The following is a 12,870-nucleotide window of genomic DNA, read 5'->3' as shown; positions in this document are numbered from 1 at the left end:
ATGCGCGCCCTGATTCTGCTCGCCGCCCTGATGCTCTCAGCCGCCTGGCCCGCTGCCGCACGGGAATGCGGCCCGGATGCCACTCAGATGGACCTGAACGACTGCGCCGGGGATGGGCTGCGAAAGGCCGATGCGGCGCTGAACGAGACCTATGGCCGCATCATGAGCCGGCTGAAGCCCGCCCCATCCGCCGCGCAGTCGCTGCGGGAGGCCCAGCGCGCCTGGCTGCGCTTCCGCGATGGGGAATGCGATTTCGTCACCATCGGCGCCGAGGGCGGCAGCATCCGCCCCATGCTGGTGGCGCAATGCCGGCAGCAACTGACCGAGCAGCGCGTGGCGCAGTTGCGGCGTTACCTCTCCTGCCAGGAAGGCGACCTGGCCTGCCCGGTGCCAGGGGGCGGCTGACCGCGGCACCGGGCCCGATCAAAGGAGGCGCGCATGCTGACCGGCGGCTGCTATTGCGGGGAAACCCGCTACGAAGGGGAAGGGACGCCCTTCCACCCCACCCTCTGCCATTGCCGCGACTGCCGCCGCATCGCCGGGGCGCCGGCTGTCGCCTGGTTCAGCCTGCGGGCCAGGGAGTTCCGCTTCACGGCCGGGGCGCCGCTGCGCTTCGCTTCCAGCGACAAGGTCCGGCGTTCCTTCTGCCGCCGCTGCGGCACGCCGCTGACCTTCCAGAACCTCGACCTGCCCGGTGAGATCGACATCACCACCGCCAGCCTGGATGACCCGGAGCAGGTGCCGCCCGCCGACCACACCCATACGAGCAGCCACCTCTCTTGGCTGCATCTGGCGGACGGGCTGCCGCAATACCGGCAGGGGCGCGACGAGGGCTGAGGCCCTATTCCCGCCGCAGGATGCCGTCCACCAGCCGGTCCGCCCAGGGGCGGGAGCGGAAGGCGGCGCGCAGGGCGTGTTCGTCGTAATCCTGCTCCACCCAGTCCAGGAAGGGCTTGGGGCCGTGGGTGCGGGTGAAGCGGGCGTATTCGCGGAAGAAGGCATCCAGGATGCCGGTCTTGCTGGCCGAGACATGGCCATGGCGCCAGGAGAGCTGGCGCATGGCTTCCTCCACCGGCCGCCCCTGCAGCATCAGCCAGAGCCCGGCGGCCAGCCCGGTGCGGTCGGCGCCGGACTTGCAATGCAGCAGGATGGGCTGCGGCAGCTCCTGGAACAGTTTGGCCAGGCGCAGGATGCGGTCCTTGTGCGGCGCGCCCCGGCTTTCCAGCGGCGCGTCCACATGGGTCAGCCCCAGTTCCGCCGCCGCCTGCCGCCCCAGCGCGTCGGAGCCGCAGGTCTCGCGGTGCCCGCGCAGATTGATGATGGTGCGGATGCCGAAGCGCCGCGCCACCGCCCGCAATTGCCGGGGGCCGAGGTGGTTGGAGCGGTAGAGCCGCCCGTCCTCCACCGTGCCCCAGTTGCGCCAGAACAGGCGCAGCACCGCATGGTCCACGAAAAGGCTGTTGGTCCAGGCGGCGCGCCGCCCGGCCGGGGTTGTCAGATCTTGCGCCACGGCGCGGGTATGGGGGCGCGCAGGCCCTGCGGCAAGGGGAGGGCGCTCAGGCCCATTTCACCTCGGGCGGCAGCGACATCAGAATGGCCTCCACATTGCCGCCGGTGCGCAGGCCGAACAGCGTGCCGCGGTCGTGCAGCAGGTTGAACTCCACGTAGCGGCCGCGGCGCAGCAGCTGGTGCTCGCGCTCGGCGGGGGTGAAGGGCTCGGCCATGCGGCGGCGGACGATGCGCGGATAGACGTCGAGGAAGGCCTCGCCCACGTCGCGGGTGAAGGCGAAATGCTCCGGCAGGCGGGAGGCATCGGCGTCGTCCCGGCCCAGCCAGTCATAGAAGATGCCGCCCAGGCCCCGGGGCTCGTTGCGGTGGGGCAGGAAGAAGTACTCGTCGCACCACTGCTTGAAGCGCGGATAATAGGTGGGGTCGTGCTTGTCGCAGGCGGCCTGGAAGGCGGCGTGGAAGGTCGCGGCATCCTCCAGCGACTCGGGTGCATCCAGCGCCATGGGCGTGATGTCGCCGCCGCCGCCGAACCAGGCGCGGGTGGTGGCGATGAAGCGCGTGTTCATATGCACCGCCGGCACGCGGGGCGAACACATATGCGCCACCAGCGAGATTCCGGTGGCCAGGAAGCGCGGGTCCTCCTCAGCGCCGGGGATGGAGCGGCGGAACTCCGGGCTGAACTCCCCATGCACGGTGGAGACATTGACCCCCACCTTCTCGAAGACCTTGCCGCGCATGGCGCTCATCACGCCGCCGCCACCACCGGGGCGGTCCCAGGCCTTGCGCCCGAAGCGGGCATCGCTGCCGGCCTCGGCCTCGATCGCCTCGAAGGCGGCGCAGATCCGGTCGCGCAGCGACTCGAACCAGGCGCGCGCTTCCGGGGCGAGGGGGTGGTCCAGCGGGACGCCAGGGGCGGTATCGGACATGGCGGCAATAATCCTGGGATGGCGGGCCACGAGGCCGGCCTGCCGCTAGCCCGCCGTTTTCAGCCGCGCAACACCATGCGTAACCGGCCTCCGGATGGTCAATCGGGCCAAATGGGCGCGCCGGCGGCGATTGCCACCCCCTACGCCCTGGCTTTATATGGCCGTGGCGCAACAAAGACGGCGTGGAAACACGCTTGTCCACGCGCCTCCGCATCTTGCCGCGGAAGGGATCAGCGGTCGGCCCACCTGAGTATCGGGACGGCCGCCAACAGGGACGACGAGGATGGCCGAGACGCCTGCGCCGAGCAGCAGCCCCCCCGCCATGGGTGGTGGCCAACACCATGCCCCCGCGGACGGGTCAAAGCGGGATTTTCTGAAACTGGTTGCTGGCTCCTTCGCGGCGGTCGGTGTGGGTGCCATCGTGTGGCCCTTCATCCACTCCATGAATCCGGCCAAGGACGTGCTGGCGCTGGCCAGCGTCGACGTGGACGTCAGCCACATCACCGAAGGCCAGGCCGTGACGGTCATGTGGCGCGGCAAGCCGGTCTTCGTGCGCCACCGCACGCCCAAGGAGATCGAGGAAGCCAGGACGGTCGATGTGGCCGAGCTGCGTGACCCGCAGACCGACCAGGCGCGCGTGCAGCGCGAGCCCTGGCTGATCGTGGTCGGCATCTGCACCCACCTGGGCTGCGTGCCGCTGGGCCAGAAGCCGACCGACCCGCGCGGTGAATACGGCGGCTGGTTCTGCCCCTGCCACGGCAGCGCCTACGACACCTCCGGCCGCATCCGCCGCGGCCCCGCGCCCACGAACCTGGCCGTTCCGGAATATGAATTCCGGTCCGATACCCAGATCCGCATCGGCTGAGGACCGCACCCATGGCATCCGGCCTTCACCAGAGCGAATTCAAGAACCCCGTCGTGCGCTGGATCGACCAGCGCCTGCCGGTCTTCACCATGATGGACAAGGAGTACGGGACCTTCCCGACTCCCCGGAATTTCAACTACCTGTGGAATTTCGGCGCCCTGGCCATGATCAACCTGCTGATCATGATCGCCACCGGCATCTTCCTGGCGATGAACTACACCGCCCATACCAGCCTGGCCTTCGACAGCGTCGAGCGCATCATGCGCGACGTGAACTACGGCTGGCTGATCCGCTACGTGCACATGAACGGCGCCTCGATGTTCTTCATCGTGGTCCTCGTGCATATCTGGCGGAACATGTACTACGGGTCCTACAAGACCCCGCGTGAGCTGCTGTGGATGATCGGCGTGGTCATCTTCCTGCTGATGATGGCCACCGCCTTCATGGGCTACGTGCTGCCCTGGGGCCAGATGTCCTTCTGGGGCGCCACCGTCATCACCAACCTGTTCTCGGCCATCCCCTTGGTCGGCAACAGCATCGTGACCCTGCTCTGGGGCGGCTTCTCCGTCGACAACCCGACGCTGAACCGCTTCTTCTCCCTGCACTACCTGCTGCCCTTCGTGATCGCGGGCGTGGTCTTCCTGCACGTCGCCACGCTGCACATCACGGGTTCCAACAACCCGCTGGGCATCGAGCCCAAGGGTCCGCAGGACACGCTGCCCTTCCACCCCTACTACACGACCAAGGACAGCGTCGGCATCGTGGTCTACATGATGGTCTTCGCGGTGCTGGTCTTCTTCATGCCGAACTACCTCGGCCACCCGGACAACTACATCCCGGCCAACCCGCTCTCGACGCCCGCGCATATCGTGCCGGAATGGTACTTCCTGCCCTTCTACGCCATCCTGCGCGCGGTGCCGAACAAGCTGATGGGCGTGCTGGCGATGTTCGGCTCGATCCTGGTGCTCTTCGTGCTGCCCTGGCTGGACGGCTCGCCGGTGCGCTCCATGCGCTTCCGCCCGATCGCCCGCTGGCTGTTCCTGCTCTGGACCGTGAACTTCTTCGTCCTGATGTGGGCGGGTGGTAAGCCGGCCGAGGGCGTCTACGTGCTGATCGCGCGCCTCTCGACCGCCTATTACTTCGCCTACTTCCTGGTGCTGCTGCCGCTGCTGGGCAAAATCGAGAAGCCCTTGGCGCTGCCGGAAAGCATTGCCCAACCCGTGCTGCGCGGGGGCGGACCGCTGCCCGGCGCCGCGACCGCCCAGCCGATGGAGAAGGCGTGATATGGCGCTGCGTTTCGTGAAATCGGCGGCCCTCGCGGCCGCCATGACCCTCGGGCTGGCCGCTGGCGCCGTGGCCGCCGAGGGCGAGATCCACATCCCGGACACGAAGTATTCCTTCGACGGGCCCTTCGGGACCTATGACCGGGGTGAGCTGCAGCGTGGCTTCCAGATCTACAAGGATGTCTGCGCCGCCTGCCATTCCATGAACCTGCTGTCCTACCGCAACCTGCAGGACATCGGGCTCAGCGCGGATGAGGTCACGGCCGTCGCCGCGGGCGTCCAGATCCCGGATGGCCCGAACGACAATGGCGAGATGTTCGAGCGGCCGGGCCGGCCTTCAGACCGCTTCCGCCATCCCTTCGCGAATACCGCGGCGGCGCGGGCGGCCAATAACGGCGCGCTGCCGCCGGACCTCTCGGTCATCACCAAGGCCCGTGTCGGCGGCGCCGACTACATCCACGCCCTGCTCACCGGCTACGAGGAGCCGCCGGCGGGTATGACGGTGATGGAGGGGATGCACTACAACAAGTACTTCCCCGGCCATCAGATCGCGATGGCGCCGCCGCTGTCGCAGGAAGGTCAGGTGACCTATGCCGATGGCACCAAGGCCACCGTGGACCAGATGGCGCGCGACGTTTCGGCCTTCCTGACCTGGGCCGCCGAGCCGGAACTGGAGACCCGCCGCGCCATGGGCGTGCGGGTGCTGATCTTCCTGGCGATCCTGGGCGGCCTCGCCTATGCCGTGAAGCGCAAGACCTGGGCCAACGTTCACTAAGCCCAGGGTTGATCCAGGAGGGGTGCCTGTGGCCCCCTCACTCTGATAAGGCAGGGCCGCCCGGTTCAGGGCGGCCCTTTCCATGTCTGCCACCGATTGCGGAGTGTTTCCCCATGACCGACACCATCGAGCCCGTCATCGGCCTGCTCGGCGGCTCCGGCCTCTATGACATCGACGGGCTGGAAGATCGCGAATGGCGCGAGGTCGAGACCCCCTGGGGCAAGCCTTCCGACGCGCTGCTCTTCGGCCGGCTGGACGGTGTCCGCTGCGTCTTCCTGCCGCGCCACGGGCGCGGGCACCCGCTGACGCCCTCCGATGTCAATTACCGCGCCAATATCGATGCGCTGAAGCGCTCGGGTGTGACCGACATCCTGTCGCTTTCCGCCGTGGGCTCCCTGAATGGCGACCTGCCGCCGGGCACCTTCGTGATTGTGGACCAGTTCATCGACCGCACCTTCGCGCGGAAGAAGAGCTTCTTTGAATCCGGCTGCGTGGCGCATGTCTCGGTGGCGCATCCGGTCTGCCCGCGCATCGGCGACCATGTGGAAGCGGCGGCGCGCGGGATCGGGCTGAAGCACAAGCGCGGCGGCACCTACCTGACCATGGAAGGCCCGCAATTCTCCACCAAGGCCGAGAGCGAGATGTACCGCGCCTGGGGCTGCGACGTGATCGGCATGACCAACATGCCGGAAGCCAAGCTCGCCCGTGAGGCGGAGATCTGCTACGCGACCGTGGCCATGGTGACGGATTTCGACTGCTGGCACCCGGACCATGACGCCGTGACGGTCGATGCGGTGGTCAAGGTCATGATGGCCAATGCCGACCGCGCCAAGCAGTTGGTGAAGACGGTGGTGCCGATGCTGGGCCAGGCCCGCGGCCCTTGCCCCGCCGGCTGCGACCGCGCGCTGGAATACGCGCTTGTGACGGCGCCGGAGAAGCGCGATCCGGCGCTGCTGGCCAAGCTGGATGCCGTTGCCGGCCGGGTCCTGAACCGGGCGGCCTAAGGCATATGCGGCGGGCGCTGCGCGGGGCGGTCCTCGGCTTCACCGGGGACCCGTTCCTGGCGGAAGACCCCGCCGCCACCCTCCACATCACCGAGGATACCCTGGTGGTGCTGGAGGATGGCCTGATTGCCGAGGTCGCGCCTTATGACCCGGCGCGGGCGAGGGGGCTGGAGGTCGTGCATTACCCGGATGCGCTGATCTGCCCCGGCTTTATCGACTGCCACGTCCATTACCCGCAGACGCAGATGATCGGCGCCTTTGGTGAGCAACTGCTGGACTGGCTGAACACCTATACCTTCCCCGCCGAGCAGGATTACGCCGACCCCGCCCATGCCGCGGAGGCGGCGAGGGTCTTCCTGGCGGAGCTGCTGCGGAACGGCACCACCACGGCGGCGGTTTATTGCACCGTGCATCCGCAGTCGGTGGAGGCCTTCTTCGCCGAATCGCACCGGCTGAACACCCGCATGATCGCCGGCAAGGTGCTGATGGACCGCAACGCGCCCGATGCGCTGCTGGACACCGCCGAGCGCGGCTATGCCGAATCCAAGGCGCTGATCGAGCGCTGGCATGGCACCGGGCGGCAGCTTTACGCCATCACGCCCCGCTTTGCGCCCACCTCGTCCCCGGCGCAGCTCGCCGCCGCCGCGCGGCTGTGGCGGGAGCATCCCGGCACCTACCTCCAGACCCACCTGAGCGAGAACAAGGCCGAGATCGCCTGGGTGCGGGAATTGTTCCCGGAGGCCGGCGGCTACCTGGATGTCTATCACCGCGCCGGGCTGACCGGGCGCCGCGCCATCTTCGGCCACGCGGTGCATCTCTCCGAGGCGGAATTCGGCTGCTGCCACCGCACCGGCTCCGCCCTGGCGCATTGCCCGACCTCCAACCTCTTTCTCGGCAGCGGCCTGTTCCGGCTGTTCGATGCCAAGCGGCGGGACCGGCCGGTCTGCGTCGGCCTCGGCACCGATCTCGGCGCCGGCACCAGCTTCTCGCAGCTCCGCACCCTGGGGGAGGCCTACAAGGTCGCGCGGGCGCGGGGCGGCAGGCTGACGGCGGCGCATGGCTTCTGGCTGGCCACGGCGGGGGCGGCGGAGGCCCTGGACCTCACCGGCCGCATCGGCCGCGTCGCGCCGGGGCATGAGGCGGACCTCGCGGTGCTGGACCTGAAGGCGACACCCTTGGTGGAATACCGCCTGCGCCATGCCCGCGACTGGGCGGAACGGCTTTTCGTGCTGATGACGCTGGGCGACGACCGCGCTGTGCGCGCCACCTGGGTGGCCGGCATTCCCCGCTACCGGCGGGAGGGTGCCGGCGCCTGAGGTCAGTCCTTCGGCGAGCTGCCAAAGATGGCGGAGAGCACCACGCCCACCGCCAGCAGTCCGATCATGGCGAAAGGCACGCCCTGCAGCCCCGTTCCCGTCCAGAAGGGAATCACCGCCAGCAGGCCGAGCAGCACCAGCGCGGTGATCAGGAACAGGAACATGCCTCAGCCCAGGTGCTTGGCCAGGAAGGCCAGGCTGCGCTGCTCGGCGAGCATGGCGTCGGCCGGGCTGTAGGAGGAACGCTCCTCGCAGGAGAAGCCATGGCCGGCGCCGGGATAGACATGGATCTCGACCCCTGGCTGCGCGGCGCGGATGGCTTCCACATCCGTCAGCGGGATGCCCTTGTCCTCGGCGCCGAAATGCAGCTGCACCGGGCAGTTCGGCTTCTCGTCCCGGCTGGCCGCAATGCCACCGCCGTAATAGCCGACCGCCGCCTTGAAGGAGCGGCTGCGCGTGGCGCCCCACCAGGCAATGCTGCCACCCCAGCAATAGCCGATGATGCCCCTGGCGGCGCCGGCGGGCAGGGCGGCGGCGGCGGCCTCGATGTCCAGCATCACCTGCTCGTCGGAGACCTGCTTGCGGAGCGCCAGGCCACGCTGCACGTCCGCCTGCTCATAGCCCAGCTCGGCATCCCGCTCGGCACGGTCGAACAGCGCGGGGCAGATGACGGCGAAGCCCTGGTTGGCGAAGCCCTCGCAGACATGGCGCATGTGGCGGTTCACGCCGAAGATCTCCTGCACCACCACCAGCGCCTTGGTGGCCTCGGCCGGGCCGGCGCGCCAGGCCGAGAAGCGGTGGCCATCGCTGGCGGTCAATTCGATCTTCATGGGCTCTCCTCTGCCTGCACGGCGCCGGACCCTGGCCTCACGGCCAGCGACCGGACTATCCTGGCCCCATGGCCGAGATCGTCAACCTCAACCGCCACCGAAAAGCCCAGGCGCGTCAGCAGGCGGAGCGGCAGGCCGAGGCCAACCGCGTCAAGTTCGGGCGCGACAAGGCCACGCGGCTGCGGGAAGAGCAGGAAGAGGCCCGCCGCCGCGCCCTGCTGGACGGCGCGGCGCTGGAGCCGGAGAAGCCGGAGCCCGCGGCGCCCTAGGCCGCGCCGCTGAAGGGCGCCCGGCTGTCCTTCTGTCCGAGGCTGATGATGCGGCGCACCATGGCAAGCAGGGTGGCGCGGTCCGCCGGCTTGGTCAGGTGGCCGTCCATGCCGGCGTCGAAGCAGGCCTGCACCTCGTCCTTCATCTCCTCGCCGGTGAGGGCGACGATGGGGGTGCGGGGGGTATCAGGGCGCATGGCCTCGGCGCTGCGGATGTAGCGGGTGGCCTCCAGCCCATCCATCTCCGGCATCTGCACATCCATCAGCACGAGGTCGAAGTGGCTTTCGGACAGGACGGCAATGGCCTCGCGGCCACTGGCGGCCATGATCACCTCGTAATCGGCCGATTCCAGCAGCGCCTGCACCACCAGCCGGTTCAGCGCCACGTCATCGACCACCAGGATGCGCCCGGGCTGACCCGGCACAAAGACGGGCGCGGCCGGGATGATGCCGATGGCATTGGGCAGCGGCAGCTCCGCCCAGAAGCGGCTGCCCCGGTCACCGAGCCCCGCCACCATGCCGATGCGCCCCTCCATCGCCTCCACCAGCCCAGCCGAGATGGCGAGACCGAGGCCATTGCCCTCGCGCCGCAGCTTGTGGCCGGGTACCTGGCTGAAGTCGCGGAACAGCAGGTCCCGCTGCTCGGCCGGGATGCCAGGGCCGGTATCCGTCACCTCGATGCGGATACCCTGCTCCGGCAGCGGCAGGATCTCCAGCCGCACCTGGCCATGCTCGGGCGTGAACTTCACGGCATTGCCCAGCAGGTTCAGCAGGACCTGCCGCAGGCGCAGCTCATCGCCCAGCACCACCTGCGGGCAGCCGGGCGCCATGGAGACCGTGAGCTGGATCTGCTTGCCGGCGGCGGCGGGGCGGACCAGCACGGCGGCGCTGTCGATCAGCCGCCCCAGCGGCACCGGCTGCCTGTCGAAGCTGACGCGGCCGGCCTCCACCTGCGACAGGTCCAGCACATCGTTCACCAGGGCCAGCAGGTGGCGGCCGGCACGCTCGATCATGATGCCGTGGCTGCGCGCCTCGGCCGGCAGGCTGCGGTTGGCGGAGAGCACCTGCGCCAAGCCCAGCACGCCGTTCAGCGGGGTGCGCAGCTCGTGGCTCATGCGGGCCAGGAAGCGCGACTTGGCGTTATTGGCGCGGTCAGCGGCGTCGCGGGAGATGGCGATCTCGGCCACGGCCCGGTGCTGCTCCCGCTCCCGGATCATGGCCAGCATGGCGAAGCTGACCGCCACCAGATGCACCATGGCCTCCACCAGCGCGGCGCCGAAGAGCGTGCTGGAAGGCAGGGCCTGGGTGACGTGCCAGCGGTCCTCCAGCAGGGAGGGCAGGGGGCGCAGCAGGATCAGCAGCCCGTGCAGGCCGAAGGAGACCGAGACAATGGCGCGGAACAGCCGCATGTCCTGCCAGCGGCGCGTGAACTGCCAGGACGCCGCCAGGATATAGCCGCCGCACATCAGGTTCATGATCAGGATGCGGGCTTCGACGGTCCCGGTGATGCCGGGGAAGCGGCAGGCCACCAGCCAGACCAGGCTACCCGCCACCACCACGCCCCAGGGCGCCGGGCGGTCATCGAACAGGCGGGCAGTGGCCCAGCAAAGCCCGCAGGCCAGCAGGATCAGCCCATTGGCGATGTCAATGGAAAGAAAGGCGGGCATGGCGCCGCGGAACGCGCTGAACACCGTGCCGGCCGCGAAGAGCAGGTTGGCCGCGCCCATGTGGCGCAGCCCACCGACCCGCGAGCCGCCCCTGGCGAGGAACAGCCACATGACCCCGAGGGTGATGGCCAGCAAGGTGCTGACAACGAGCAGCGTAGGGATGTGGAGCTGCAAATCCGCCGTCCTGCGGGGTGCTGGGATTCAGATGCACCCCCGGCAGGCGTCACTCCGGGGGTGAAACAACCTAGCGGATTCTCGCGGAAACGTGAAGTTAAATCGGTGCCGGTCTGGGTGGCGTACCCTCAGACGTTGAAGCGGAAGAGCATGATGTCGCCGTCCTTGACGACGTATTCCTTGCCTTCTACGCGCGTTTTGCCGGCTTCCTTGGCTGCCTGCTCGCCGCCCAGGGCAACGTAGTCGTCATAGGCGGTGGTTTCGGCCGCGATGAAGCCGCGTTCGAAATCGCCATGGATCACGCCGGCGGCCTGCGGCGCCTTCATGCCCTTGATGATGGTCCAGGCGCGGGCTTCCTTCGGCCCCACGGTGAAATAGGTGATCAGCCCCAGCAGGCTGTAGCCGGCGGCGATGACGCGATCGAGGCCGGAATCGTGCAGCCCCAGCCCTTCCAGGAACTCGCCCCGGTCGGCCTCGTCCATCTGGCTGATCTCGGCCTCGATGGCGGCGGAGACCACCACGGCCTTGGCGCCCTCGGCCTTGGCGCGCTCGAAGACCTTGGCGGAATAGGCATTGCCCTCGCCGGCCGAGGCTTCCTCGACATTGCAGACATAAAGCACGGGCTTGCTGGTCAGCAGCTGCAGCCGGCGTACCGCCTCCTCCTGCCCCTTGGGGATGGCGGTGCGGGCGGGCTTGCCGTCCTGCAAGGCGGCCAGGATCGGCTCCATCAGCGCCACCTGGGCGGCGGATTCACGGTCGCCGCCACGGGCGCGCTTCTGCAGGCCGACCAGCCGCTTCTCGATGCTATCCATGTCGGCCAGCATCAGCTCGGTCTCGATGATGTCGGCATCGCGCAGCGGGTCGACGCTGCCCTCGACGTGGGTGACGTCGCTGTCCTCGAAGCAGCGGAGGACATGCACGATGGCATCCGTCTCACGGATATTGGCGAGGAACTGGTTGCCCAGGCCCTCGCCCTTGCTGGCGCCGCGCACCAGGCCAGCGATGTCCACGAATTCCAGGCTGGTCGGGACGATCTTCTGGCTCTTGCCGATCTTGGCGATGGTCTGCAGGCGCGCGTCCGGCACGGCCACGCGGCCCACATTCGGCTCGATGGTGCAGAAGGGGTAGTTCGCCGCCTGGGCCGATGCGGTCTGCGTCAGCGCGTTGAACAGGGTGGACTTGCCGACGTTCGGCAGCCCGACGATGCCGCAGTTGAAACCCATGACAGCGAAGTCCTCAGTCGAAAGAAGGTGGCGGTGCGCTCAGCCGAGGCCGTGCGCGATGTCCTGCGCGATCTGCGCGGCGGCGATGCGGGCGGAGGCATCGTCGGTAGGCAGGTTCAGCGCGGCGGCACGGATCTGCGTCACGGCGCCGTTGATGGAAACGTCCAGCGCCTCGGCCGCGGCGCGGATCAGCCCGGGGCGGGCCGGGGGCGCGGCCTCGGATACGGCCTGGGCCATGGCCAGCGCCAGGGCGGCGCGGGCGGCGGCGGCCTCGATGGCGCCCTCGTGGTCGGTGTCGCTCTCGCGCAGCGCGGCGGCGGTGCTCGCCAGCGTCCTGGCCTGCGCCAGCAGGGCGGCGGCCAGCGCGGCCACGCCGTTGGCGATATCCTCGGGGCCAGGGCCGCCGAACTCGGCGGCCAGATCGGCCGCGGCGTCTTCGATCGCCATGTCTCAGCTCTCCTGTGTCAGCAGGGCGACGCGGGTCATGAAGGCTTCCCGCTCCCCCTTGGCCAGCAGCGGCGCTGCATCGGCCACCGCATCCAGCATGGGCTCCAGCCAGGTGTCCACCTTGGCGAAGTTGCCCAGCACATGGCCGGTAACCTTTTCCTTCATCCCGGGATGCCCGATGCCGAGCCGCACACGCCAATATTCCGGGGTGCCGAGCTTGCGGTCCATGTCGCGCAGGCCGTTATGCCCGGCGGCGCCGCCGCCCTTCTTGATGCGGATCCTGCCGGGGGCGAGGTCCAGCTCGTCATGGAAGGCGGTGATGTTCTCGGGCGGGATCTTGAGGAAGGCCGCCGCCGGCTGCACCGATTCGCCGGAGAGGTTCATGTAGGTCTGCGGCTTCAGCAGCAGCACCTTCTGGCCGGCGATGCTGCCGTCCGAGGCGAGGCCTTTGAAGCGGCTCCGCCACGGCGAGAAGCCGTGGCGGCGCGCGATGGCGTCGAGCGCCATGAAGCCGATGTTATGCCGGTGCCGCGCCTGGCCCGGCTCCGGATTGCCGAGACCGACCCAGAGCAGCACCGTCAC

Annotated in this window: 16 protein-coding genes; 8 read left to right on the top strand and 8 right to left on the bottom strand. The window is 68.9% G+C overall.

Annotated features, from left to right (window positions below; translation table 11 throughout):
- Both EBE87_RS11710 and EBE87_RS11705 read left to right on the top strand, forming a co-directional pair.
- The gene (locus EBE87_RS11710; protein ID WP_120639384.1) at window positions 1–405 is read left to right on the top strand and encodes a lysozyme inhibitor LprI family protein; all 405 of its coding nucleotides are present in this window, start codon (window positions 1–3) and stop codon (window positions 403–405) included.
- 33 nt (window positions 406–438) lie between these two features.
- Window positions 439–837, top strand: a complete 399-nt coding sequence (locus EBE87_RS11705) for a GFA family protein (RefSeq protein WP_120639383.1) — start codon at window positions 439–441, stop codon at window positions 835–837.
- A gap of 4 nt (window positions 838–841) precedes the next feature.
- On the opposite strand, the gene EBE87_RS11700 is transcribed toward EBE87_RS11705, so the two are convergent.
- Together EBE87_RS11700 and hemF are read right to left on the bottom strand one after the other, a co-directional pair.
- On the bottom strand, window positions 842–1,510 hold the full coding sequence (locus EBE87_RS11700) for a dual specificity protein phosphatase family protein (RefSeq protein WP_120639382.1): 669 nt from the start codon (window positions 1,508–1,510) through the stop codon (window positions 842–844).
- Window positions 1,511–1,556: 46 nt separating this feature from the next.
- Window positions 1,557–2,435 carry an oxygen-dependent coproporphyrinogen oxidase gene (gene hemF / locus EBE87_RS11695; protein ID WP_120639381.1) on the bottom strand — a complete coding sequence of 293 codons (879 nt, stop codon included), beginning with the start codon at window positions 2,433–2,435 and terminating at the stop codon, window positions 1,557–1,559.
- A 283-nt stretch (window positions 2,436–2,718) separates the two neighbouring features.
- Here hemF and petA point away from each other — a divergent pair, with 283 nt between their 5' ends.
- The 5 genes from petA to guaD all read left to right on the top strand — a co-directional run bounded on the left by petA (window position 2,719) and on the right by guaD (window position 7,678).
- Entirely contained in the window at window positions 2,719–3,300 is a 582-nt protein-coding gene (gene petA / locus EBE87_RS11690; protein WP_120639380.1) for a ubiquinol-cytochrome c reductase iron-sulfur subunit, read from the top strand.
- Between the two features lie 11 nt (window positions 3,301–3,311).
- Window positions 3,312–4,583: a cytochrome b gene (locus EBE87_RS11685; RefSeq protein WP_120639379.1), complete on the top strand. Its 1,272-nt coding sequence runs from the start codon at window positions 3,312–3,314 to the stop codon at window positions 4,581–4,583.
- Window position 4,584: 1 nt separating this feature from the next.
- Window positions 4,585–5,358: a cytochrome c1 gene (locus EBE87_RS11680; protein ID WP_120639378.1), complete on the top strand. Its 774-nt coding sequence runs from the start codon at window positions 4,585–4,587 to the stop codon at window positions 5,356–5,358.
- Window positions 5,359–5,471: 113 nt separating this feature from the next.
- A complete protein-coding gene (locus EBE87_RS11675) occupies window positions 5,472–6,362 on the top strand; it encodes an S-methyl-5'-thioadenosine phosphorylase (protein WP_120639377.1) in 891 nt (296 codons plus the stop codon).
- 5 nt (window positions 6,363–6,367) lie between these two features.
- A complete protein-coding gene (gene guaD, locus EBE87_RS11670) occupies window positions 6,368–7,678 on the top strand; it encodes a guanine deaminase (protein WP_120639376.1) in 1,311 nt (436 codons plus the stop codon).
- A gap of 2 nt (window positions 7,679–7,680) precedes the next feature.
- Here the strand turns inward: guaD and EBE87_RS28975 are convergent, their stop codons facing one another.
- Window positions 7,681–7,842 (bottom strand): hypothetical protein, encoded by a 162-nt coding sequence (locus tag EBE87_RS28975; protein ID WP_158600951.1) that lies wholly within the window; start codon window positions 7,840–7,842, stop codon window positions 7,681–7,683.
- 3 nt (window positions 7,843–7,845) lie between these two features.
- The gene (locus tag EBE87_RS11665; protein WP_120639375.1) at window positions 7,846–8,508 is read right to left on the bottom strand and encodes a dienelactone hydrolase family protein; all 663 of its coding nucleotides are present in this window, start codon (window positions 8,506–8,508) and stop codon (window positions 7,846–7,848) included.
- Window positions 8,509–8,576: 68 nt separating this feature from the next.
- On the opposite strand from EBE87_RS11665, the gene EBE87_RS11660 reads away from it, so the two are divergent.
- Window positions 8,577–8,777: a DUF4169 family protein gene (locus EBE87_RS11660; protein ID WP_120639374.1), complete on the top strand. Its 201-nt coding sequence runs from the start codon at window positions 8,577–8,579 to the stop codon at window positions 8,775–8,777.
- Here the strand turns inward: EBE87_RS11660 and EBE87_RS11655 are convergent.
- The 4 genes from EBE87_RS11655 to pth form a co-directional block, all read right to left on the bottom strand.
- Window positions 8,774–10,618 carry a response regulator gene (locus EBE87_RS11655; protein WP_120639373.1) on the bottom strand — a complete coding sequence of 615 codons (1,845 nt, stop codon included), beginning with the start codon at window positions 10,616–10,618 and terminating at the stop codon, window positions 8,774–8,776. The genes EBE87_RS11660 and EBE87_RS11655 overlap by 4 nt on opposite strands.
- Window positions 10,619–10,746: 128 nt before the next feature.
- The gene (ychF, locus tag EBE87_RS11650; RefSeq protein ID WP_120639372.1) at window positions 10,747–11,841 is read right to left on the bottom strand and encodes a redox-regulated ATPase YchF; all 1,095 of its coding nucleotides are present in this window, start codon (window positions 11,839–11,841) and stop codon (window positions 10,747–10,749) included.
- 39 nt (window positions 11,842–11,880) lie between these two features.
- Window positions 11,881–12,288 (bottom strand): hypothetical protein, encoded by a 408-nt coding sequence (locus EBE87_RS11645; protein ID WP_122140002.1) that lies wholly within the window; start codon window positions 12,286–12,288, stop codon window positions 11,881–11,883.
- A gap of 3 nt (window positions 12,289–12,291) precedes the next feature.
- The gene (pth, locus tag EBE87_RS11640) at window positions 12,292–12,864 is read right to left on the bottom strand and encodes an aminoacyl-tRNA hydrolase (RefSeq protein WP_120640815.1); all 573 of its coding nucleotides are present in this window, start codon (window positions 12,862–12,864) and stop codon (window positions 12,292–12,294) included.
- Window positions 12,865–12,870 lie beyond the last annotated feature (6 nt).

This window comes from Teichococcus wenyumeiae, assembly GCF_003696345.1.
Lineage (GTDB): Bacteria > Pseudomonadota > Alphaproteobacteria > Acetobacterales > Acetobacteraceae > Pseudoroseomonas > Pseudoroseomonas wenyumeiae.
Note: the sequence above shows the minus strand (reverse complement) of the source record. Positions and strands in the feature narration are given on the sequence as shown.

Coding starts and splice junctions, on each gene's coding strand:
- EBE87_RS11645 (WP_122140002.1), bottom strand. CDS start 12,288: ATGGCGATCGAAGACGCCGCGGCCGATCTGGCCGCCGAGTTCGGCGGC.
- ychF (WP_120639372.1), bottom strand. CDS start 11,841: ATGGGTTTCAACTGCGGCATCGTCGGGCTGCCGAACGTCGGCAAGTCC.
- EBE87_RS11705 (WP_120639383.1), top strand. CDS start 439: ATGCTGACCGGCGGCTGCTATTGCGGGGAAACCCGCTACGAAGGGGAA.
- guaD (WP_120639376.1), top strand. CDS start 6,368: ATGCGGCGGGCGCTGCGCGGGGCGGTCCTCGGCTTCACCGGGGACCCG.
- EBE87_RS11675 (WP_120639377.1), top strand. CDS start 5,472: ATGACCGACACCATCGAGCCCGTCATCGGCCTGCTCGGCGGCTCCGGC.
- EBE87_RS11685 (WP_120639379.1), top strand. CDS start 3,312: ATGGCATCCGGCCTTCACCAGAGCGAATTCAAGAACCCCGTCGTGCGC.
- EBE87_RS11710 (WP_120639384.1), top strand. CDS start 1: ATGCGCGCCCTGATTCTGCTCGCCGCCCTGATGCTCTCAGCCGCCTGG.
- EBE87_RS11665 (WP_120639375.1), bottom strand. CDS start 8,508: ATGAAGATCGAATTGACCGCCAGCGATGGCCACCGCTTCTCGGCCTGG.
- EBE87_RS11680 (WP_120639378.1), top strand. CDS start 4,585: ATGGCGCTGCGTTTCGTGAAATCGGCGGCCCTCGCGGCCGCCATGACC.
- hemF (WP_120639381.1), bottom strand. CDS start 2,435: ATGTCCGATACCGCCCCTGGCGTCCCGCTGGACCACCCCCTCGCCCCG.
- EBE87_RS28975 (WP_158600951.1), bottom strand. CDS start 7,842: ATGTTCCTGTTCCTGATCACCGCGCTGGTGCTGCTCGGCCTGCTGGCG.
- EBE87_RS11660 (WP_120639374.1), top strand. CDS start 8,577: ATGGCCGAGATCGTCAACCTCAACCGCCACCGAAAAGCCCAGGCGCGT.
- petA (WP_120639380.1), top strand. CDS start 2,719: ATGGCCGAGACGCCTGCGCCGAGCAGCAGCCCCCCCGCCATGGGTGGT.